This is a genomic window from Caballeronia sp. KNU42, from assembly GCF_053760385.1.
In genome coordinates this window covers 3042393-3063378 of the sequence record NZ_CM132388.1, presented here as the reverse complement: position 1 = coordinate 3063378, position 20986 = coordinate 3042393, and the positions used below count along the sequence as shown (strand labels likewise).

Here is a 20986-nt window from a genome sequence, read left to right as displayed (position 1 = left end):
TCAGACTCCCGCCGGTGATTGCACGTGCCAGTCTGTCGCGCGCTGGAAAGCGTCGGCGACCTGCAGCAATCGGGCTTCATTGAAATAGTTGCCGATGATCTGCAAGCCGACCGGGCGCGTGGCATGCGCGCTGCCCGTGGCGCCAAAACCGCAGGGCACGCTCATGCCAGGCAAGCCGGCGAGGCTGATCGACAACGTGTAGATATCGGCGAGATACATCTGCACGGGATCATCGGCTTTTTCACCGAGATTCCATGCCACCGATGGCGCGACCGGACCCATGATCACATCGCAGTGATTGAACGCTTCCTGGAAATCCTGTGCGATGATGCGGCGGATTTTCTGCGCCTGCAGGTAATACGCGTCGTAATAACCGTGCGACAGCACATACGCGCCGACCAGTATCCGGCGCTTTACTTCCGGGCCGAAACCTTCGGCACGCGACTTCTTGTACATATCGAGAAGGTCGGTGTATTCGGCCGCGCGATGCCCGTAGCGCACGCCATCGAAACGCGACAGGTTCGACGAAGCTTCCGCCGGTGCGATGATGTAATACACCGGAATGGACAGCTCGGTCTTCGGCAGCGAGACCTCGACCAGCGTCGCGCCCAGCGCTTCGTATTGCTTCAGGGCGACGTCGATGGCGGCACGCACTTCAGCGCTCAAGCCTTCGCCGAAAAACTCTTTCGGCAAGCCGATGCGCAAGCCGGCGAGCGGTTTGGCCACGTCCGTGCCCGACCAGTTCTGGCCGATATAGCGCGTGTAATCTTCGTCCTCGCGCTGGAGGCTGGTTGAATCGCGCGGATCGAACGACGCGATGGCGTTGAGCAACAGCGCGCAATCCGACGCGCTGCGGGCCATGGGTCCGCCCTGATCGAGCGACGATGCGAACGCGATCATGCCGTAACGCGAAACGCGGCCGTACGTTGGCTTGATTCCGGTAATGCCGGTGAACGACGCCGGTTGGCGAATAGAGCCGCCGGTGTCGGTACCGGTGGCAGCGGGCGCGAGACGCGCAGCCACCGCCGCAGCAGAGCCGCCCGACGAGCCGCCCGGAACGGCTTTCAAATCCCAGGGGTTTTTGACCGGACCGAAGTACGAGTTTTCATTGGACGAACCCATCGCGAATTCGTCCATATTGGTCTTGCCGAGCGTCACCACACCGGCGTTCTTGAGGCGCTCGACAACGGTGGCGTCGAACGGGCTCGCGTAATTGGCGAGCATTTTCGAACCGGCCGTGGAGGTCCAGCCGCGCGTGACAAACACGTCTTTATGCGCGATCGGCAGGCCGGTCAGCGCGCCTGCTTCGCCTTTGGCGATCAGCGCATCCGCTGCTTTCGCCTGCTCGAGCGTGAGTTCATGGTCGACGCTGATGAACGCATTGAGATCCTTCGCTGCGTCGATGCGCTGCAAAAAGAGCTGCGCGAGTTCGACGGCGGAAAGGGTCTTGGCATCAAGTGCCGCGCGTAGTTCGGTCAAGCTTTTTTGATGCATTGCGTTATTCCTGATGGGCGCCGGATACCCGATATCGGGTCCCGCGCGCCTTTTTGTTTTCGTGCTTTTTGTACGTATGTTGCAGTGCTTACATAGCCTCAGAGGCGCTCACTTCGAGGCAATGACTCAAAGCACGACGTTCATTCGATCACCTTGGGCACGAGATACAGCCCGTCGCGCACGGCGGGCGCGGGCCGTTGGAACTCTTCGCGGTTTACATGCTCTGTAACAACGTCATTTCGCAAACGCAGCTCGGCTTTCTCGATCTGTTCGATCGGATGAGCAAGCGGTTCGATACCCGTGGTATCCACCGCCTGCATTTGCTCGACGAGACCGAAGAAGTCGTTCAGCCGCGCGAGCGTGGGTTCGGCCTCGTGCTCGGGCAATTCGAGCCGCGCGAGGTGCGCAATGCGTTTTACATCGGTCAGGGTCAGAGACATTCGATCACCGGTTTTTTTTCGACTTACACGCTGTTAAACAGCGCGACTGCAAGAGCATCTACAAGAGAGACCCTAATTCGAGATAAAGGAGCCCTAAAAAGCAGGCTTGACGGTGGCAAAATGTACCGCCCTTTTCCTACGAACACCCCAAAATTATAAGGTATCATTACGCGTTCGACCCAAATCCGGATCGACTTACCAGCAGCCTGTTCTTAGTTTCAGTTTTTTAAGAAAAGTGCACGCCTGGTTCGCTTGCATCCTCCGGTAGATTTCTCCGCAGTCTTGCAATTTGCGTGGCCAAGAATGGGTCCCGCTGCAGGCTGTCATTTTTTTCCGCTGCCGTCCTTTGGCGCTCGAAGCGAGGCACGGCTCCCAGCGAGACAGGATTTTGAATGTTCGGTTTTTTGCGCAGCTACTTTTCAAACGATCTGGCGATTGATCTCGGCACCGCCAACACGCTGATCTACATGCGGGGCAAGGGCATCGTCCTTGACGAGCCATCGGTGGTTTCCATCCGCCAGGAAGGCGGTCCGAATGGCAAGAAAACCATTCAGGCCGTCGGCCGCGAAGCGAAGCAGATGCTCGGCAAGGTGCCGGGCAACATTGAAGCTATCCGGCCCATGAAGGACGGCGTTATCGCCGACTTCACCGTCACGGAACAGATGATCAAGCAGTTCATCAAGACTGCGCACGAATCGCGTATGTTCTCGCCTTCGCCGCGCATCATCATCTGCGTGCCGTGCGGATCGACCCAGGTCGAACGCCGCGCGATCAAGGAAGCTGCACATGGCGCCGGCGCGTCGCAGGTGTACCTGATCGAAGAACCCATGGCTGCGGCCATCGGCGCCGGCTTGCCGGTGTCCGAGGCAACGGGCTCCATGGTCGTCGACATCGGCGGCGGCACGACCGAAGTGGGCGTGATTTCGCTCGGCGGTATCGTGTACAAGGGTTCGGTGCGCGTGGGCGGCGACAAATTCGACGAAGCCATCGTCAACTACATCCGTCGTAACTACGGCATGTTGATCGGCGAGCAGACGGCTGAAGCCATCAAGAAGGAAATCGGTTCGGCTTTCCCGGGCTCCGAAGTCAAGGAGATGGAAGTCAAGGGCCGTAATCTTTCGGAAGGTATTCCGCGCAGCTTCACCATTTCGAGCAATGAAATTCTCGAAGCACTAACCGATCCGCTGAACCAGATCGTGTCGTCGGTGAAGATTGCGCTGGAACAGACGCCGCCGGAACTGGGCGCCGACATTGCCGAGCGCGGCATGATGCTGACCGGCGGTGGCGCGTTGTTGCGCGATCTGGACCGGTTGCTGGCTGAAGAGACCGGCTTGCCGGTGCTTGTCGCAGAAGATCCGCTGACGTGCGTCGTACGCGGTTCGGGCATGGCGCTCGAACGCATGGACAAGCTCGGCAGCATCTTCTCCTACGAGTAAGCCTTGACGCCTTTCATCAAGGCGCCAACAGCACGCACTCGCTCAAGGCAACAACGGCGACGTGCGCGAAGTATGCGACTTGCGCAATGGTCCACGTGGTCCGGCTTGATCCGGGTCACGGGGAGCAGCGCTGGGCAGGGCCGCGCCCCCACGCGGACCCGCAGCATCGAACCAACCGATCACGCCCTCGGCGCCGACCATGGAATACAGTCCGCCGCCACTCTTTAAGCAAGGTCCATCCGCTCTCGCGCGATTGATCTTCTTCGTGGTGCTTGCCCTCGCCCTGCTGATCTCCGACGCCCGCTTCAACACGCTCGAGATCGTGCGCGGCGTGCTGGGAGCGGGTTTGTATCCGCTGCAGCGCGCCGCGCTCGTACCGCGCGATATTTTCATGGGTGCGGCCGATCTGGCCGTCACCAGCGCCACCCTGCGCACTGAGAATGGCAAGCTGAAAGAAAAGAACCTCGAGTTGTCGGTGAAAGCGGGCGACGCGACCCAGCTGACCGCCGAGAACGCGCATCTTCGCTCGCTGCTCGAGCTCGGCTCGCGGGCCAGCACGAAAACCACGCCCGTCGAAGTCCAGTACGACACCCGCGATCCTTTCACGCAAAAAGTCGTGATCGGCAAGGGTTCGCAGCAAGGTATCCAGAACGGCGCGCCGGTGGTGAACGAAGACGGCGTCATCGGACAGGTTACCCGGGTGTTTCCGCTCCAATCGGAAGTCACGTTGCTCTCCGACAAAGACGAGGCCGTGCCCGTACAGATCGTACGGACCGGATTGCGCAGCGTGATCTACGGCACGCCGAAGGGCGACACGCTCGATCTGCGGTTCGTGCCCATCAGCGCCGACGTGCAAACCGGCGACGAACTCGTGACCAGTGGCCTGGACGGCATTTACCCGCCGGGATTACCAGTGGCGAAAGTGGTTCGCGTCGATAAACAAGCGGATACCGCATTCGCCCGCGTAGTCTGCCTGCCGGTCGCGCCGGTCCGCGGTGCGCGCCAGTTGCTTGTGCTGCACTACGAGATCAATCAGCCGCCGAATCCGGAAGAAGCCGAGGAAGCGGCCGCGGCCAAGGAAGCGAAGGACAACAAGGGCAAGAAGAAAGCCGCGCCGGCGAAAAGCGCCAGCGCGGGCGCCCCTGCGGCTGCCACTGCGGCGAGTGCGCCGGCCGCGAAAAAAACTGAACCGCCAGCGGTAGTAAAGAAAACCGAACCCGCCGCCGTGAAGAAAGCTGAAAAATCCGAGCACACCAGGAAAGCTGAACCTGTCCGCAAGCCCGTGCCGGGAGTAGCACCATGAACCGTCCGCAATACATCCTGCAGCCGGTCAATCCGTACTTCATTACGTTCAGTCTGGCCGCCGCGTTCCTGTTGAACCTGATGCCTTGGGGCAGAACCTTCGGTATCCCGGATTTCGTCGCGGTCGTGCTGCTGTTCTGGAACGTCCATCAGCCGCGCCGCGTGGGCATGGGTATCGCGTTCATGCTCGGCATGCTCATGGACGTTCACAATGCCAGTCTGCTCGGCGAGCACGCGCTCGCGTATACGCTGTTGTCGTATGGCGCCATCACGATCCACAGGCGCGTATTGTGGATGTCTCTGCCGGTGCAAACGTTCGTGGTCGCGCCTTTGCTGATCGGCGCGCAAATCGTGCCGTTCGTGATCCGCCTGCTGACGGGCGCGGCGTTTCCCGGCTGGGGTTATCTGGTCGATGGGTTCGTGGAGGCTATCTTGTGGCCGCTTGCAAGTTTCCTGCTGCTGATTCCGCAGCGCCGCGCCACCGATCCCGACGACACGCGGCCAATCTGAGTTGACCGATAAGCTAACCAAGCGCCTGCTGTACGAGCTGAACGCCACACGAGCCACACACGCGGTCCCCGCGAACATTGCATGACCGAATTTCAGAACGCCGAACAACAGTTATCGAAGTTTCGCCTGCGTGTGGCTGCCGCCGGCCTGTTCGTGTTCGTCTGTTTCGGGCTGATCGGCGTGCGCTTCCTGTATCTGCAGGTCTGGCATTTCAGCAAATACTCCCTGCAAGCCGATGAAAACCGCATCTCGGTCGCGCCCATCGTGCCGAACCGCGGCATCATCACCGACCGCAATGGCGTGGTGCTGGCGAAGAATTATTCGGCTTACACGCTGGAAATCACGCCATCGAAGATCAACACCACCCTCGACGATGAAATCGACCGCATCGCGACGGTGATTCCCGTCGATCAGCGCGACCGGCGGCGTTTTAAGAAGCTGCTGGAGGACTCGAAGAATTTCGAGAGCCTGCCGATCCGCACCCGCTTGACCGACGAAGAAGTCGCCCGTTTCACCGCACAGCGATTCCGCTTTCCGGGCGTGGAAGTGCGCGCGCGGCTGTTCCGCCAATATCCGCTTGGACCCACGGCGGCGCATGTGATCGGCTATATCGGGCGGATTTCGCAGCGCGATCAGGAACGTATCGATGAATCGAGCGACCAGAACGACGCCGACACCGATCACTACGATCCCCGTATCGATGCGAACAACTACAAGGGCACGGACTACATCGGCAAGATTGGTGTGGAACAGAGCTACGAAACCGAACTGCATGGCCTGACCGGTTTCGAGGAAGTGGAAGTCACGGCGGGCGGTCGGCCCGTGCGCACGCTGTCGCGCACGCAGGCCACGCCGGGGAACAACCTGGTGTTGTCGCTGGATATCGGCTTGCAGCAGGTCGCCGAGCAGGCGTTCGCGGGCAAACGCGGCGCGTTGGTGGCTATCGAACCCGCGACGGGCGATGTGCTCGCGTTCGTATCGGCGCCCAGTTTCGACCCGAATTCGTTCGTCGATGGCATCGACCAGCAGACCTGGGATTCGCTCAACAATTCACCCGATCACCCGCTGCTGAACCGCCCGCTGCACGGCACCTATCCGCCTGGCTCCACCTACAAGCCGTTCATGGCGCTCGCCGCGCTGACGCTGCATAAACGCACAACCAGCTGGGGTTTCCAGGACCCGGGTTCGTACACGTTCGGCGGCCACACCTTCCGCAACGACGTGCGCGCAGGCCAGGGCTGGGTCGATATGAACCGCGCGATCGTGGTGTCCAACGACACGTATTTCTACATGCTGGCGCACGATCTCGGCGTGAACGCGATGGCCGGCTTCATGAAGCCGTGGGGATTCGGCCAGATCACGGGTATCGATATCAACGGCGAAGCGCGCGGCATTCTTCCGTCCACCGAGTGGAAAAAGAAGGCGTACCGGAAGCCGGAGCAGCAGCGCTGGTATGAAGGCGAGACGATCAGCCTGGGCATCGGGCAGGGTTACAACTCGTTCACGATCCTGCAACTCGCGCACGCCACCGCGACGCTCGCGAACGACGGCGTGGTCATGAAGCCGCACCTGGTCAAGGAAGTCGAGAATCCGATCAGTAAGGCGATCCGCGTCACCGTACGCGATCCGAGCGACAAGATTGCGGTCAAGCAGGCGGACGTCGACTTCATCAAGCGCGCGATGGAAGGCGTGGTGACGACCGGTACGGGTTCGAAGATCTTCCGCGGCGCGCCCTATCAAGCGGCGGGTAAGACCGGGACGGCGCAGGTTTATTCGCTGCAAGGCGCGAATTATTCGCACAGCGCGATCGCGGAACGTCTGCGCGATCACGCATTGTTTATCGCGTTTGCGCCGGCCGATCATCCGACTATCGCGGTTGCGCTGATCGTGGAAAACGGCGGCTGGGGTGCGGAATCGGCGGGTCCGATCGCCCGGAAAGTGCTCGATTATTATCTCGTCGACCGGTTGAAACCGGGCGCGGAAGCGGCGGCCGTGGCTGCGGCGGCATCGGCGACGGAAGATGCGAACGCGCCAGTGATTGGAGGCGCGCAAAGCCCGTTGGACGCGGCGCTGCCAGCCTCGGTGGCGGGTGCGTCGCCGGCGTTCAAGCCACTGGCGGCGTCGGGTCCGACGGCGGCATCAAGTGCAAGTGCGAGCACCGGTGCTGCGGCGTCTGATTCGGCGACGGCTGCGTCTGCGCCTGCGAGCAGCGGACCCGCGGCGGCATCAAGCGCGCCGGCTGCATCGGCCGTTCCTGTCGCGCCGAGCATGCTGCGCGCGCTCGAAGCGCCGCGCGTGCCGGTAGCTCCTATCATCACCGAAGCGCGTGAAACAGCGCGCCCGGCAACCGAAACGAAAGCACCGGCCACGGCCAACGCGAAAGAAACAACACGTACCGCCGAGGTCCGCAAGGCGCCGGCAGCACCTACGCCCGCACCGCGACCGAAAGAACCGGCGCCGACCGCCGCGATCCCGCGCAACACCGGCAAAAGCGCCATCCAGACGTTGACGCCGTCTGGCGGCATCGACGAGTAAAGGAGAAATCGCCATGCAAGCGCTGCAATTCGACAAGCGCGTCTGGCTCGAACGCGCGAAGCGCATGTTCGCGGGCTTCGATAAACCGCTCGCGCTGATCGTGTTCCTGCTGCTGTGCGTGGGAATCGTGACGCTGTACAGCGCGAGCCTCGACGTCCCCGGCCGCGTGGAAGACCAGTTGCGCAACATCATGCTGACGTTCGGGCTGATGTGGATTCTCGCCAACGTGCCGCCGCCCACGCTGATGCGTTTCGCCGTGCCGCTTTACACCATCGGCATGGCGCTTCTGATTGCGGTCGCCACCTTCGGGTTGACACGCAAAGGCGCGAAACGCTGGCTGAACGTGGGCGTGGTGATCCAGCCCTCGGAGATCATGAAGATCGCGATGCCGCTCATGCTCGCGTGGTATTTCCAGCGGCGAGAGGGCGGCATCCGGTGGTGGGATTACATCGTCGGCTTCATCATCCTGATCCTGCCGGTCGCGATCATCGCCAAGCAGCCGGACCTCGGCACCGCCGTGCTGGTGTTTGCGGCCGGCCTCTTCGTGATCTATTTCGCGGGCCTGAGTTTCAAGCTGATCGTGCCGGTGCTCGTGGCGGCTGTGCTTTTGGTCGCGAGTATCGGCGTATTCCAGGAGCGCATTTGCCAGCCGGAAGTGAACTGGCCGCTGATGCACGATTACCAGAAGCATCGAATCTGTACGTTGCTGGATCCGACTTCCGATCCGCTCGGCAAAGGCTTTCACACCATTCAGGCCGTGATTGCGATCGGCTCGGGCGGGACCTTCGGAAAAGGCTGGCTAAAGGGCACGCAGTCGCATCTGGAGTTCATCCCTGAAAAACATACCGACTTCATTTTCGCGGTGTTTTCGGAGGAGTTCGGGCTCGCGGGCGGCCTTGTGCTGCTGTTCCTTTACATGGCGTTGATCGCGCGAGGGCTGTTTATCGCGGCGGCCGGGGCGACGCTATTCGGACGCCTGCTGGCCGGATCGCTGACCATGGCGTTCTTTACCTACGCGTTCGTGAATATCGGGATGGTGAGCGGGATCTTGCCGGTGGTCGGCGTGCCGCTGCCGTTCATGAGTTACGGCGGAACTGCGCTGACCACGCTCGGCGTTGCGGTCGGGCTCATCATGAGCGTGTCGCGACAAAAACGGCTGATGAAAAGCTAGCGTTTTTCTACGTGACTCGTTGCTGAAGCAAAGCCCACGATGATGTCTTCATCGTGGGCTTTTGTTTTATTGCGGCTGTTCGTGTGCGAGTTCCGCGCTGAGTTGCTGGAACTTCAGCTTCGCCGCAGGATCGCCCTGGGCTGCTGCCGCCGCGTAATACGCGCGTGCCACGTTGATGTTCTTCTTCACGCCATCGCCACCGCGCTCGTAGAACGATCCCGCCACGTATTGCGCGGTCATGTCGCCGCCTTCGGCCGCCTTCTTGTACCAGACGAACGCTTGCGCGTTATCGCGCGGCGTGCCGCGGCCATCGAGGAATTGGTTCGCCAGCGCGAGCTCCGCCAGCACATGGCCCTGATTCGCCGCCCGCAAGAACCAGCGATGCGCCTCGGCCGGATCACGATCGACAAACTCGCCATCGTCGTACATCTTGCCGTACACGTACTGCGCTTGCGTCATGTTGGCGTCGGCGGCTTTGCGCAGCCACTTCTTGCCTTCTTCGACGTCCGCCGGACCGCCTTCGCCGTTCACGAGCATCATCGCGTAGTTGAATTCGGCTAGACGGCTGCCATTCTTCGCCGCACTTAGAAACTCCTTGCGCGCAACGCCGAGATTGCCCGCGTTGTAATCGGCGACGGCGTTTTGCGTCGCCTTGTCACTGCCCTTGACCGTCTGTGCGCTTGCCGCACTGCATGCCATCAACAACGCTACGGATACCGATACAGCGCCCAATATTCCGGGTTTCATGCCCTTGCCTCCTGCAACGCCTGTCGCGTCGCTTTTAACAGCCAGCCGACATCGGCCGATAACGCGATTGCCTTCACACCCGCTTCCGCATACGACCGCGCACTCGCGACATCGAGTGCAAAAATGCCGCTCGCAATGCCCGCTTGTTTAGCAGTATCGATAATTTTCGTGATTGCCGCCTGGACGTCCGGATGTTTCGTATCGCCGAGATGACCGAGACTCGCGGCCAGATCGGCAGGCCCGATGAACAGGCAATCGACGCCCGGCGTAGCCGCGATCGCTTCAACATTCGCGAGCGACCGCTCGGATTCGATCTGCACGATCGTCGATATCTGCGCGTTCGCCGAATTCACATAATCACGCCGGATGCCGTACGCCGCTGCGCGCACCGCGCCAGCGGCGCCGCGCAGGCCATCGCGGGCATCGGCGTTCGGATACTGCGTGAGACGCACAACGTGTGCCGCCTCTTCCGCCGTTTCCACGTTCGGGAACATCAGGGTGCGCGCGCCCGCGTCGAGCACGCGCTTCACCAGCCAGCCTTCATGCGCCGGCACGCGAACGATCGGCTCGGTCGGCAAGTGCGCGGCGGCAATTGCACGAAGTTGCGCAACGACGTCATGACTGTCGTTCGGCGAATGCTCCATGTCGATACAGAGCCAGTCGAAACCGGCGTGCGCCACGGCTTCGGCCACGTCCGCGCTGCCAAGCGACAGCCACAGGCCGTACATGGTGCCGGATTCGGTGAAACGCTGTTTGAGGAGGTTGGTGTAGGTGCTCATCGCGTGGTCCTTGGCAGATCGCACGCGGCGGGATGGCTGGCAGGCATGTCTCGCTCCAATAGGCTATGTCACTGAACTGCGCCGCAACAAAACGTGCGGCTTATTCAAAGATCATACCGTGACAAAAGAGCGCTGGCAGGAGCCCGCTTTGAAGACTGTGAAGGAAGCGTCAGACGCCTTCGACGTCCGCCCAGCAATTCGGCGTTTCGTAGAGACGCACGCGCTTCAACTTCAGATCGACGCCGTAGTGGTCGTTGTAGACCTCGGAGAGAATCCGGAACGCTTCGGCGGCGAGATTTTCAACTGTGGGTATGCGGTCGAGCACGACGGTCTTGTGGTCCGCCATCTTCTCGAGAAAACTGCGCACGACTTCGTCGCGCGCATAGACGATAAACGCGTGGTCCCACTTGTTGACCAGATGCTCCATGGCCAGCGCCTTGACGTCGGCAAAGTCCATCACCATGCCGCGATCCGGCGCGCCTTCCGTTTCGACGAGCTCGCCTTGCAGCGTGATTTCCAGCACATACCGATGACCGTGCAGGTTACGACACTGGCTGCGGTGATCGGGGATGCGGTGGCCCGCATCGAATTCGAGTTTTCGGGTGATCGTCTGCACGTCTGCTCAGCTTGGGTGATTCGCGTTAGGGGATGTTCAGGTACTTGTGCGTCTGCATGGACAGGCGCCATTGCGGATGCCGCTTGCACCAATCGATAGCGAGCTTCGTATTGATATCGCGCGACGGGCCGTCCATGGGTTGCACGAGGAAATACTCGAAGTCGAGCTTGGCGTAATCGGCCAGCGGCTGATTGTCTTGCGGCACGACGACCTTCAACTCATTGCCCTTCGTCACGACCAGCGGCGCGCCGGCTTTCGGGCTCACGCAAATCCAGTCGATGCTGTCCAGCACCGGCAGTGACCCATTCGTTTCGATCGCCATTTCGAAGCCGGCTGCATGCAGGGCATCGACGAAAGCTTGGTCGATCTGCAACATGGGCTCGCCGCCTGTGCAGACAACGAACTTATGCGCTTCGCCTTCCGGCCATTGCGATGAAATCATGGCAACAAGGTCCGCTGGCGTTTTGTATTTGCCACCGTTCTCGCCATCGGTGCCGACGAAATCCGTATCGCAAAACTGGCACACGGCGTCCGCGCGATCTTCCTCGCGACCTGACCAGAGATTGCAACCGGCGAAGCGGCAGAACACAGCCGGACGTCCGGCGTTTGCGCCCTCGCCCTGCAACGTGTAGAAAATTTCCTTTACTGCGTACGTCATGATCAGACCGGTTCGGTGGTGACTTGCTCACCCGACTTGTAGGCTTCGTAGCCGCGCTTGCGCAGCTTGCACGCCGGGCATTGGCCGCAACCAAAACCCCACTCATGCAGCTCGGCACGCTCGCCGACATAACACGTGTGCGTCTCGACGCGCACCAGTTCCACCAGCGCCTCTCCGCCCAGCTGTTCGGCCAGGCGCCAGGTGTCGGCTTTATCGAGCCACATGAGCGGTGTCTCGAGCAGGAAGCGGCTGTCCATGCCGAGATTGAGGGCGACTTGCAGCGCCTTCATGGTGTCGTCGCGGCAATCGGGATAGCCCGAGAAATCCGTTTCGCACATACCGCCAACGAGCACCTTCAAACCGCGCCTATACGCGATGGCGGCGGCGATCGTCATGAACATGAGATTGCGGCCGGGCACGAAGGTGTTGGGCAAACCGTTCGCGCTGGCTTCTATTTCGATCTCGCGCGTCATGGCGGTGTCGCTGATTGCGCCGAGCACGGACAGATCGATCATGTGGTCTTCGCCGAGCCGTTCTGCCCACTGCGGGAACTGCTGTTTCACCGATTCCCTGAAGCCTTCCCGGCACTCGAGTTCCACGCGATGGCGCTGGCCATAGTCGAAGCCGAGCGTCTCGACGGTCGTAAAGCGATCGAGCGCCCAGGCAAGGCATGTGGCCGAATCCTGGCCGCCGGAAAACAGCACCAGTGCGCTGTCTTTAGCGTCTGTCCGAGTCACCGTGAAACTCCAATGGAGAAGGGGGAAGCATGAATTGGCTAACGTTCAGAAGCGGCCGCTGCACGCGTTCTATCTTAGCCAAGTCTTTGAAGAACCAAGGATTTTATCACGAAGACGGGTGTTCGCTCTCAGCGGGGAGGCCAACGCAGCCCCGAACGCAACCCAATTGAAAATGCCCGGAAACCTTGCGGTTTCCGGGCATTTTTTGCAACTGTGGTGGCCTGGGACGGAATCGAACCATCGACACGCGGATTTTCAATCCGCTGCTCTACCAACTGAGCTACCGGGCCACGAAGAACGAAAGTATATCAAAGGGGATTATGTCGCTCAAGTGCTTTTTGGCACCTTTTTACTGAAACGATCTCGAAACCCCCGCCAGTCATGCCTCGCTCTTGTTCTTGCCCAGATCCACGCCGAGCTGCTTGAGCTTGCGATACAAGTGCGTGCGCTCCAACCCCGTCTTCTCCGCCACCCGCGTCATGCTGCCGTTCTCGCGCGCCAGGTGATACTCGAAGTACGCGCGCTCGAAGGCATCGCGGGCATCGCGTAACGGGATATCGAAGGAGATGGACGCCGTCGCACCTGCCGGACCCGGCGCTGCATTTGGCGAACCTGCATCGCCGCCAGCAAGACTCAGCGACGAAGCCACCGGCAACGCAGCGGAAGCCGGCACCGTTGAACCACTCGGTGGCAACGCCGGGCGGATGGCCGCGTTTGCAATTGGCGCGGCAGCCGTGCCGCGCGCAAGACCTTGCTCGACTGCCTTGAGCAACTTTTGCAACGCGATCGGCTTCTCGAGGAAGTTGAGCGCACCAATCTTCGTGGCCTCAACCGCCGTATCGATAGTCGCATGGCCCGACATCATGATCACCGGCATGGTGAGCTTGCCCTGCGCCGCCCACTCTTTCAGCAGCGTCACGCCGTCGGTATCGGGCATCCAGATGTCGAGCAGCACGAGATCCGGCGCCTGGCGCAACCGATACTCCCGCGCATGCTGCGCATTCTCCGCCGTCTCCACCACGTGACCTTCGTCGCTCAGGATCTCCGAGAGCAATTCCCGGATACCCATTTCGTCGTCTACCACCAGGATGGTTGCCATTTACGCTGCCCTTGTCTGCACTAATGCTTTTGTCGTTCCGTGGCTCGCCGCCGCCGAGGGCGGTGTCGCGCCCGGTTCGGCGGAATCTTCCGCGAGTTGCAGGAACAGAATCGAGATCTGCGCGCCTTCGATCACGTCAGGTGTCTTCGAACGATTGCGGATGTCGATGCGTGCGCCATGCTCATCGACGATCTTCTTCACCGTTGCAAGACCCAGACCCGTGCCCTTCGCCTTCGTAGTCACATAAGGCTCGAATGCGCGCGAGAGAATTCGCGCGGGAAAACCTGAACCGTTATCCGATACCGTCAACCGCACCGCCACGCGGGCATGTCCTGAGGCATCGGGGTCGCCATATTCTACTGTCTTCGTTTCAAGCAACACGCGCGGTTCAGCGACATCGGCCACCGCATCCTGCGCATTCTGCAAAAGATTGTGAATCACCTGCCGAAGCTGCGTGGCGTCGCCGCGAATCACCGGCAATTTTGTCAGCTCCACGGTGATATGACTCTTGCGCTCTTCGATGCCATACAAGGTCAGCACTTCGGCCACGAGATCATTGAGCTGCAGGTTACCCAGCACGGCCGGCGGCGTACGCGCGTATTCGCGGAAGTCGTCGACCATCTGCTTCATCGCCTGCACCTGATTCACGATGGTGGTCGCGCCGCGCTTGAGCACGTCGGCGTCGGTCGGCGAGAGCTTGTCGGCGAGCTTCATCTGCAGTCGTTCAGCCGATAGCTGGATCGGCGTGAGCGGATTCTTGATCTCGTGCGCCAACCGCCGCGCCACTTCGCCCCATGCCACCGAACGCTGCGCGGAGATGACGTCGGAGATGTCGTCGAATACGACTACGTAGCCGGTTGTCTCCGCGTCGTCGGTGTCGCTTTCGGTCAGGGTCAACAACTGCGTACCGCGTACCAGCAAGGTCAGCGGATCAGTCTCGCCGGCCACCGGAACGGCAAGCTGCTGTTGCCAGTGACCACGGTCGCCAATAGGCCGGCCGCTGCCGCTTGCCGCTGCATCGCGATCAGCAAATGCCTTTCGCACCATCGCGCCAAACTCGGACAGCACGCCGATCTGCTCAAGCGGCAGGTTCAGCGACGCATTGAACGGCTGCCGGAAGATCCGCTCGGCGCCGCGATTCGCCGTGGTCAGGCGGAATTGCCGGTCGAACACGAACACGCCGGCGGTCAGGTTCGCGAGAATGCTCTCCAGATACGCCTTCGAATGTTCGAGTGCGATCCGGTTGTTCTCGACCGCCGCACGCGCCTCGGACAATTGCCGCGTCATTGCGTTGAACGACTGCGTGAGGAAGCCGAGTTCATCACGCGACTTCACTTCGCGTTTGGGCGTGTAATCGCCCTCGGCAACTTCCTTCGTGCCTTGCGCAAGCAGGAACAACGGCCGCGCGAGTTGATTGCCGAGCGCGAGCGCCAACATCATTGCGATGAAGGTGGCGAGGAACAATGCCAGCGTCAGCGTGCCGATGTACATCTTGCGCAAGCCCGTGCGCCCGAGCGCCTTCTCCTGATACTCGCGATACGCGCGCTGCACGGCGTCGGCATTGCGGGCGAGTCCGGTACTGACCGGCTGTTCGATCTGCAGGAACCGCTCGGCCGGCTGCAGTTCAGTGGTCGAACTGTCGGGGATCTTCACGATCACCCGTAACCTCAATGCGCCCTTTGCCCCGGTCTGACTTGCATCGCCATCGACCTCACCTTCAATCGCCCCGTACGGCCTGCCGCGCGCCTGATTCAGTTGCAGCGGAGTGGGCAGGTCGTCGGGCACGAGCGCCGCGAAATTACTCGATGCCTGCGCCACCACGCGCACATCGGGCGCGGTACCGGAGCCGCTTCTCGCCGGCTCGACAATGGTCGCATCCTGCACATTGAACTGATCGCGCAAGCGCAACAGCGTCAGCGTGAGGCTGGTCGGATCGGCGCTCGCGAGCTGGTCGCCCATCAGGCGGCCCTTGTTCTGCAGATCGGACAGCGATGCATCGAGCATTCCGCGCCCGAGATTCAGCCCGGACGTGAGGGCGGTTTCAACGTTCACATCGAACCATGATTCGATACTGCGCGACACAAACTGGTACGACACCACGTAAATGATGGCGCCCGGCACCACGCCCACGAGCGCAAAGATAAACGCGAGTTTCGCGAGAAGCCGCGTACCGAACTTGCCCTGTCGCACCCGGGTGATGATGATCACCACCAGCCCGATGACAATCAGGATGAGGACGACCGCCACCGCAAGATTCGCAGCATAGAGCCACTGATAATAGCGGTCGAAGAACTCGGTGTTCGCACTGGCAAGCGCCAGCATGACCAGCAGGAGAATGGCCGTGAGCGCGACCGTGGTCACGAGCACGCGAACCACGAGGCCTGTGATGTTCGTGCGGCGCAGCGGCCGGCGGCGTAGTTTATTTAGCACTGGTCGCCGCCGTAAAAGTAAAACGCTTCCACTCGGAAGAGAGATTCCAGTCGCGATTGTTCACCGCGTCGATCTGGAACGGCTTGGGCATCAGTGCAATGTCGAGCTGCATGCGCACCGACGCGTTATACGTCTCGCCGGGCTTGACCTGGTTACGATCGATGACGTGCCAAGACGTCACGTGCTTGATGACAGCAAGCGCTTCATCGAGCGTGGCGAAACCCAGTTGCAAGCCGCCCGTGGAAACACGATATTCGCGTGTCAGCGGTTGAAACGAAAGCCGGATGCTTTGTGACACGCTCACCGGTTCTTCGTCGAACCAGTACCAGCGCGGCCGCGACAAATCGAAATCGGTGGTGAAATACAAAGGCACGCCCTTGTTCACGGCGTCTTCAAGGCTGCTGTTGAGATCGAAGTCGAAACGGGCGTCGATACTCCAGCCCGATCCATCCGCCTGCAACGACGCGCGCTGCACAGCAATGGGATCGGCCTGCGCGGCCGAAACGGGCATGAACGACAGCGCGAGGCTCAGCAACAAGGCCAGCACGGCCTGGCCGGCAGGCGCGAGCCGCAGCGGGAAAAAGCGTTTGATCGTCACCGTTTCTGAAAGCGCGCGTAGAAGAATCCGTCATGGTCCGCAGAGGCTTCCACGTCCCGCGTCGATGTTGAACGGGTACGTTGCGCCTCGCCTGAATTGTCCGTCAGCGAGTTCGTGACCGGGTCCGGTGATATTTGCGAACCAACCGCGCCGGTGCGGCTGGCAGTCGGCAATAATTGCCCCGGCGCGTCCAATCGTACCGCATCTTCGTGAACCTCTCCAAACCACTGCGCCTGCAACTCGCCCTCTTCGGGGAAGATCGAGCACGTAACGTAAAGCAACTCGCCGCCGGTCGCGACCAGCGGCCAGAGTGCTGCGAGAATGCGGCGCTGCTCTTCGACGAGAGCGGCGATATCGGATGGACGGCGCAACCAGCGAATGTCAGGGTGACGCCGCACGATCCCCGATGCCGAACACGGCACGTCGGCAAGAACACGATCGAATGGATCGCCGTCCGACCAGCCCGACGGTTCGCCTGCATCGCCCACGCGAATTTCCGCCTGCACGTTCAGGCGCTGCAGGTTCTCGCCGATACGCCGTGCGCGCACCGGATCGCTTTCCACCGCGATCAATTCGACGTTCGCCAGCTCCAGCACATGACCCGTCTTGCCACCGGGCGCGGCGCACGCGTCGAGCACACGCATGCCATCGCGCGCGTTCAGCAACTGCGCGGCGAGTTGCGCACCGGCGTCCTGAACCGAGACGACGCCATCGGCGAAACCGGGGATCTTGTCGACGGCCATCGGCGTCTTGAGGCGCACGGCGTGAATGCCCACGGCTTCGGCTTCTATGTGCTCGGCCTCGAGGACCTCGAGATATTGCGCGACGCTCATGCGCCGCGCGTTCACACGCAACGTGAGCGGGCCTTGCCGGTTACCGGCGTCCAAGATGTTTTCCCATTCGTCGGGATGGCCGCGCTTGACCGCGTCGATCCACCACGCGGGATAGTTGAAGCGCACGACAGGATCGCTTCGAACCTCCGTCAGCAGCGCTTCACGTTCACGCAGGAATGAGCGCAGCACCGCGTTGACCAGACCCTTCGCAAACGCGAATTCGCGCCTCGCGGCGATTGCGTTGACGGCTTGATCGACGACGGTAAAAGGGGTGTACGCAGCGTGGGCTTCGTCATCGACCAGCAGCGCGAACGCGCAGGCCATCACATTCGATACATGCGGCGGCGGCGCCTTGCGCACCAGTTTCGCGAGCAGCGCGTCGGCGACGGCGAGACGCCTCAGCGTTCGGTACGCAATATCCTGTGTCGCCCCACGCGATATCGCCACGTGCGTTGCCGCGATCACCGTTTGCAAGGCTGCGGGCAGCGCGGAACCGGCGCGCACCGCGCCGACCGCTTGCGCGGCGGCATCGAGCGCGAACGCCAGGGAATCGGGAGCAAGGTGAAGCGTGGCGAGACGGGCGTCGGACGACGCTCGGCTGCTGTCCGCCGATGAAACGACGCGGCGTCGGGAAGGCTTTTCGGTCATGTCGGGGCGAAGGCGTTCGAGCCGGCCGATGCCGGTCCGCACAAACGAACATTGTAACTTGCGAGGGGTTTGGGCTGAGATTGGAGCCCCGATGCTGGCCGAACGGCCGGGATTGAAGGCAGATCGCTGTTTAACAAAAACCCATCGCCGCTTGCGCGGCGATGGGTCCATGACTGCGGCCTTACACAGGCGCCATCACTCCATCCGCCCGGTTCGCGCCATCTCCATCAGGCGCGCGACACGCTCCTCGGTCGCCGGGTGTGTAGAAAAGAGCTTGGAAATTCCACCGCCCGCCAGCGGGTTCATGATCATCATCTGCGCGGTGGCGGGATGCTGCTCAGCCGTCGGGAACGGTACGCCCGCGGCATACGCATGGATTTTCTCGAGCGCGCTGGCAAGCGCCTGCGGATCGCCGGAAATCTGCGCGCCGCCGCGATCGGCTTCAAATTCGCGCGCCCGCGAGATCGCCATCTGGATCAGCGCACCCGCCAGCGGCGCCAGCATGGCAACAGCAATACTGGCGATCGGATTTGAGCGCCGGCCGTCGGAATCCCGGCCGCCAAAGAACATGGCAAAGTTGGCCAGCGCCGAGATCGCTCCGGCCATGGTCGCTGAAACCGTCGAAATCAAGATGTCGCGGTGCTTCACGTGCGCCAACTCGTGCGCCATCACGCCGCGCAACTCACGCTCGGACAACACCCGCAAGATGCCGGTCGTCGCAGCAACAGCCGCGTGCTCCGGATTGCGGCCGGTTGCGAACGCGTTGGGCGCGTTTTCATCGATGAGATACACCTTCGGCATCGGCAACTGCGCCCGCGTGGCAAGCTCGCGAATCATCCGATAAAACTGCGGCGCGCTGGCTTCATCCACTTCCTGTGCGTTGTACATCTTCAGCACGAGCTTGTCGGAGAACCAGTACGAAAAGAAATTCATGCCGAGGGCGACGATCAGCGCAAGCATCATCCCCTTGCTGCCGCCGATCATTCCTCCGATCACGACAAAAAGGGCCGTGATCGCTGCCATCAGCATCGCCGTTTTGACCCAGTTGAACATGTCTTGAACTCCTCACCCAATATCAATGCGCGTTAAGCGCGAGTGGCCGAAACGACCTTTTTTTGCCTGACCAAAAAATCGCCCAACGATTCATTGGTCCCGATTGTAAGCAAAATGTTAGATAAGGGCATCTCGGAAAAATTCAATCACCTGTGCGAAGTCGCCAACTTGATGCCCAATCCGACGAACGCGCTGCCCACCACCCTGTCCAGCCAAAGCTTGACGCTCGGCTTGCCAGCGAAGCGTTGCGTCACGCTACCCGCGATCCACGCCACAAAGGTGTTCCAGAAGGTGCTGACCAGCACGAACACCAAACCGAGCGCGAGGAAGGCAAGGGTCTTGTGTGCGCTGTCGACAGCAACGAATTGCGGAATGAACGAGACGAAGAACAGCACCACCTTCGGGTTCAGCACATTCGTGACGAAGCCTTGCGTGAAGAGTTGCTGCAGCGATTTCGGCGCGGCGCGAACGCGGGTGACTTCTGCTTCGCTCTGCTTGTCGCTGGTTTTCTCGGCTGCGGGCTTTGTGAGGATCAGCCGCACGCCGAGATAGATCAGATAAATCGCGCCTGCGAACTTGACGATAGTGAATGCCGTGACCGATGCCGCCAGCAACGCCGTCAACCCGAACGCGCACGCCAGCGTATGCACGATGCAACCGAGCGCAATGCCCAGCGCCGACACCACGCCCGCGCCTCGTCCTTGCGCAACGCTTCGGCCGACGATGTACGCCGTATCCGGCCCCGGCGTCACGCTCAGCAACATGACGGCGACGATAAAAAGCGTAAAACCGGTGATTCCAAGCATTGCGGGACCTTTGTTATTTGGCTGCCTTTAGCCGTCGCAGCGACGGCGCGGGTAATGCGCAAACGCCGGTTTATGCACCCGGCGCGACTTCCCGAAGTTCGAATCGCTGCCCCTTAACAATAGGCGATCCGGCGAGAAATTCGCGCACGGGGAGTCGTTTGCCGCCGGGCTTTTGCAACTGCGTTAGTCGCAAGGCACCCTGGCCGCACGCGACAACTACACCCTCCGCGCCGCTCTCCAAGATCACGCCGGCCTCGGCGTCGCCTCTGAGTTCCACTGGCTCGGCGGCCCAGATCTTCACGACCACGCCATCGAGCGTTCCGAACGCGCCGGGAAACGGATCGAAGGCGCGAATTTGACGGGCAAGCATGCTCGCCGGTCGACGCCAGTCGAGCGCCGCCTCGTGCTTGGCAATCTTCTCAGCGTATGTCGCGCCGTCCTGCGGCTGCGGCGCGGCGGGCAAGGCGCCGTCGCGCTCGAGATCCCGCAACGCTTCGACGATCAGTTCAGCACCGAGCTGCGCCATCCTGTCGTGCAGCGTGGCGGTGGTGTCGGTGGACGTGATCGCGATGTGACCTTTGACGACCATCGCGCCGGTGTCGAGTCCTGCATCCATCTGCATGAGCGTGATGCCCGTCTCGGCGTCACCGGCCTCGATCGCACGATGAATTGGCGCTGCGCCTCGCCAGCGCGGCAAAAGCGAGCCGTGGATATTGATTGCTCCCAGCGGCGGGATGTCGAGCACTTCCTGCGGCAGGATCAGTCCGTATGCGGCAACCACCATGACGTCGTGCGGTGTGGCCTTCAGTAGTTCGATTGCAGCGGCCGCTTCCTCGGGATACTTGCCATTGCGCCGCAATGATGTCGGCTGCGCTACGGCCAAACCGTGCTCGACGGCAAAGCGCTTCACCGGCCCCGCGGCCAGTTTCATCCCACGACCGGCGGGACGGTCCGGCTGCGTCAACACGAGCGGCACCTGAAAACCCGCGGCGTGGATGGCAGCCAGCGCGGCAGAGGCAAACTCGGGTGTTCCGGCAAATACGACACGCAGCGATTGAGTCATCGATTCAGCAACCTGCAAATTCCATCATCCG

The 20986-nt window shown here is 61.3% G+C and carries 19 protein-coding genes and 1 tRNA gene; 5 read left to right on the top strand and 15 right to left on the bottom strand.

The genetic code is table 11. The features are described from left to right. Both gatA and gatC read right to left on the bottom strand, forming a co-directional pair. Entirely contained in the window at positions 1-1494 is a 1494-nt protein-coding gene (gene gatA, locus ACSOSP_RS13775; protein WP_455307466.1) for an Asp-tRNA(Asn)/Glu-tRNA(Gln) amidotransferase subunit GatA, read from the bottom strand. 140 nt (positions 1495-1634) lie between these two features. Next, positions 1635-1934, bottom strand: coding sequence for an Asp-tRNA(Asn)/Glu-tRNA(Gln) amidotransferase subunit GatC (gene gatC, locus ACSOSP_RS13770; protein WP_089166607.1), 300 nt, complete (start codon positions 1932-1934; stop codon positions 1635-1637). Between the two features lie 392 nt (positions 1935-2326). Here gatC and ACSOSP_RS13765 point away from each other — a divergent pair, with 392 nt between their 5' ends. The 5 genes from ACSOSP_RS13765 (at position 2327) to rodA (ending at position 8888) form a co-directional block, all read left to right on the top strand. Further along, positions 2327-3370 (top strand): rod shape-determining protein, encoded by a 1044-nt coding sequence (locus ACSOSP_RS13765; RefSeq protein ID WP_017772379.1) that lies wholly within the window; start codon positions 2327-2329, stop codon positions 3368-3370. Between the two features lie 199 nt (positions 3371-3569). Next, positions 3570-4673, top strand: coding sequence for a rod shape-determining protein MreC (mreC, locus tag ACSOSP_RS13760; protein WP_455307463.1), 1104 nt, complete (start codon positions 3570-3572; stop codon positions 4671-4673). Then, positions 4670-5182: a rod shape-determining protein MreD gene (gene mreD, locus ACSOSP_RS13755; RefSeq protein WP_455307461.1), complete on the top strand. Its 513-nt coding sequence runs from the start codon at positions 4670-4672 to the stop codon at positions 5180-5182. Before mreC ends, mreD begins: the two co-directional genes overlap by 4 nt. 81 nt (positions 5183-5263) lie before the next feature. After that, entirely contained in the window at positions 5264-7717 is a 2454-nt protein-coding gene (gene mrdA, locus ACSOSP_RS13750) for a penicillin-binding protein 2 (RefSeq protein WP_455307459.1), read from the top strand. A 22-nt stretch (positions 7718-7739) separates the two neighbouring features. After that, positions 7740-8888, top strand: coding sequence for a rod shape-determining protein RodA (gene rodA, locus ACSOSP_RS13745; RefSeq protein ID WP_455310958.1), 1149 nt, complete (start codon positions 7740-7742; stop codon positions 8886-8888). A gap of 66 nt (positions 8889-8954) precedes the next feature. On the opposite strand, the gene ACSOSP_RS13740 is transcribed toward rodA, so the two are convergent. From ACSOSP_RS13740 to fmt, 13 genes are all read right to left on the bottom strand, one after another. Continuing rightward, positions 8955-9587, bottom strand: coding sequence for a tetratricopeptide repeat protein (locus ACSOSP_RS13740; RefSeq protein ID WP_455310957.1), 633 nt, complete (start codon positions 9585-9587; stop codon positions 8955-8957). A gap of 44 nt (positions 9588-9631) precedes the next feature. Next, complete coding sequence (locus tag ACSOSP_RS13735; protein WP_455307457.1) at positions 9632-10414, bottom strand: HpcH/HpaI aldolase family protein; 783 nt, start codon at positions 10412-10414, stop codon at positions 9632-9634. Positions 10415-10583: 169 nt separating this feature from the next. Next, a complete protein-coding gene (gene queD / locus ACSOSP_RS13730) occupies positions 10584-11030 on the bottom strand; it encodes a 6-carboxytetrahydropterin synthase QueD (protein ID WP_455307455.1) in 447 nt (148 codons plus the stop codon). Between the two features lie 25 nt (positions 11031-11055). Continuing rightward, on the bottom strand, positions 11056-11688 hold the full coding sequence (gene queE / locus ACSOSP_RS13725) for a 7-carboxy-7-deazaguanine synthase (RefSeq protein ID WP_455307453.1): 633 nt from the start codon (positions 11686-11688) through the stop codon (positions 11056-11058). 2 nt (positions 11689-11690) lie between these two features. Next, complete coding sequence (gene queC, locus ACSOSP_RS13720; protein ID WP_455307451.1) at positions 11691-12425, bottom strand: 7-cyano-7-deazaguanine synthase QueC; 735 nt, start codon at positions 12423-12425, stop codon at positions 11691-11693. Positions 12426-12639: 214 nt separating this feature from the next. Continuing rightward, positions 12640-12715, bottom strand: a tRNA-Phe gene (locus ACSOSP_RS13715). 89 nt (positions 12716-12804) lie between these two features. Beyond that, on the bottom strand, positions 12805-13524 hold the full coding sequence (gene esaR, locus ACSOSP_RS13710; RefSeq protein WP_455307449.1) for a response regulator transcription factor EsaR: 720 nt from the start codon (positions 13522-13524) through the stop codon (positions 12805-12807). After that, positions 13525-15954, bottom strand: coding sequence for an ATP-binding protein (locus ACSOSP_RS13705; RefSeq protein WP_455307447.1), 2430 nt, complete (start codon positions 15952-15954; stop codon positions 13525-13527). Then, a complete protein-coding gene (locus tag ACSOSP_RS13700) occupies positions 15944-16552 on the bottom strand; it encodes a DUF4390 domain-containing protein (protein WP_455307445.1) in 609 nt (202 codons plus the stop codon). Before ACSOSP_RS13700 ends, ACSOSP_RS13705 begins: the two co-directional genes overlap by 11 nt. Next, complete coding sequence (gene rsmB / locus ACSOSP_RS13695; protein WP_455307443.1) at positions 16549-18033, bottom strand: 16S rRNA (cytosine(967)-C(5))-methyltransferase RsmB; 1485 nt, start codon at positions 18031-18033, stop codon at positions 16549-16551. The genes ACSOSP_RS13700 and rsmB overlap by 4 nt, the downstream gene beginning before the upstream one ends. Positions 18034-18228: 195 nt before the next feature. Then, on the bottom strand, positions 18229-19086 hold the full coding sequence (gene htpX / locus ACSOSP_RS13690) for a zinc metalloprotease HtpX (protein ID WP_455307441.1): 858 nt from the start codon (positions 19084-19086) through the stop codon (positions 18229-18231). A 146-nt stretch (positions 19087-19232) separates the two neighbouring features. Beyond that, positions 19233-19892, bottom strand: a complete 660-nt coding sequence (locus ACSOSP_RS13685; protein WP_455307439.1) for a LysE family translocator — start codon at positions 19890-19892, stop codon at positions 19233-19235. Positions 19893-19962: 70 nt separating this feature from the next. Beyond that, positions 19963-20955 (bottom strand): methionyl-tRNA formyltransferase, encoded by a 993-nt coding sequence (fmt, locus tag ACSOSP_RS13680; protein ID WP_455307437.1) that lies wholly within the window; start codon positions 20953-20955, stop codon positions 19963-19965. Positions 20956-20986: the final 31 nt, after the last annotated feature.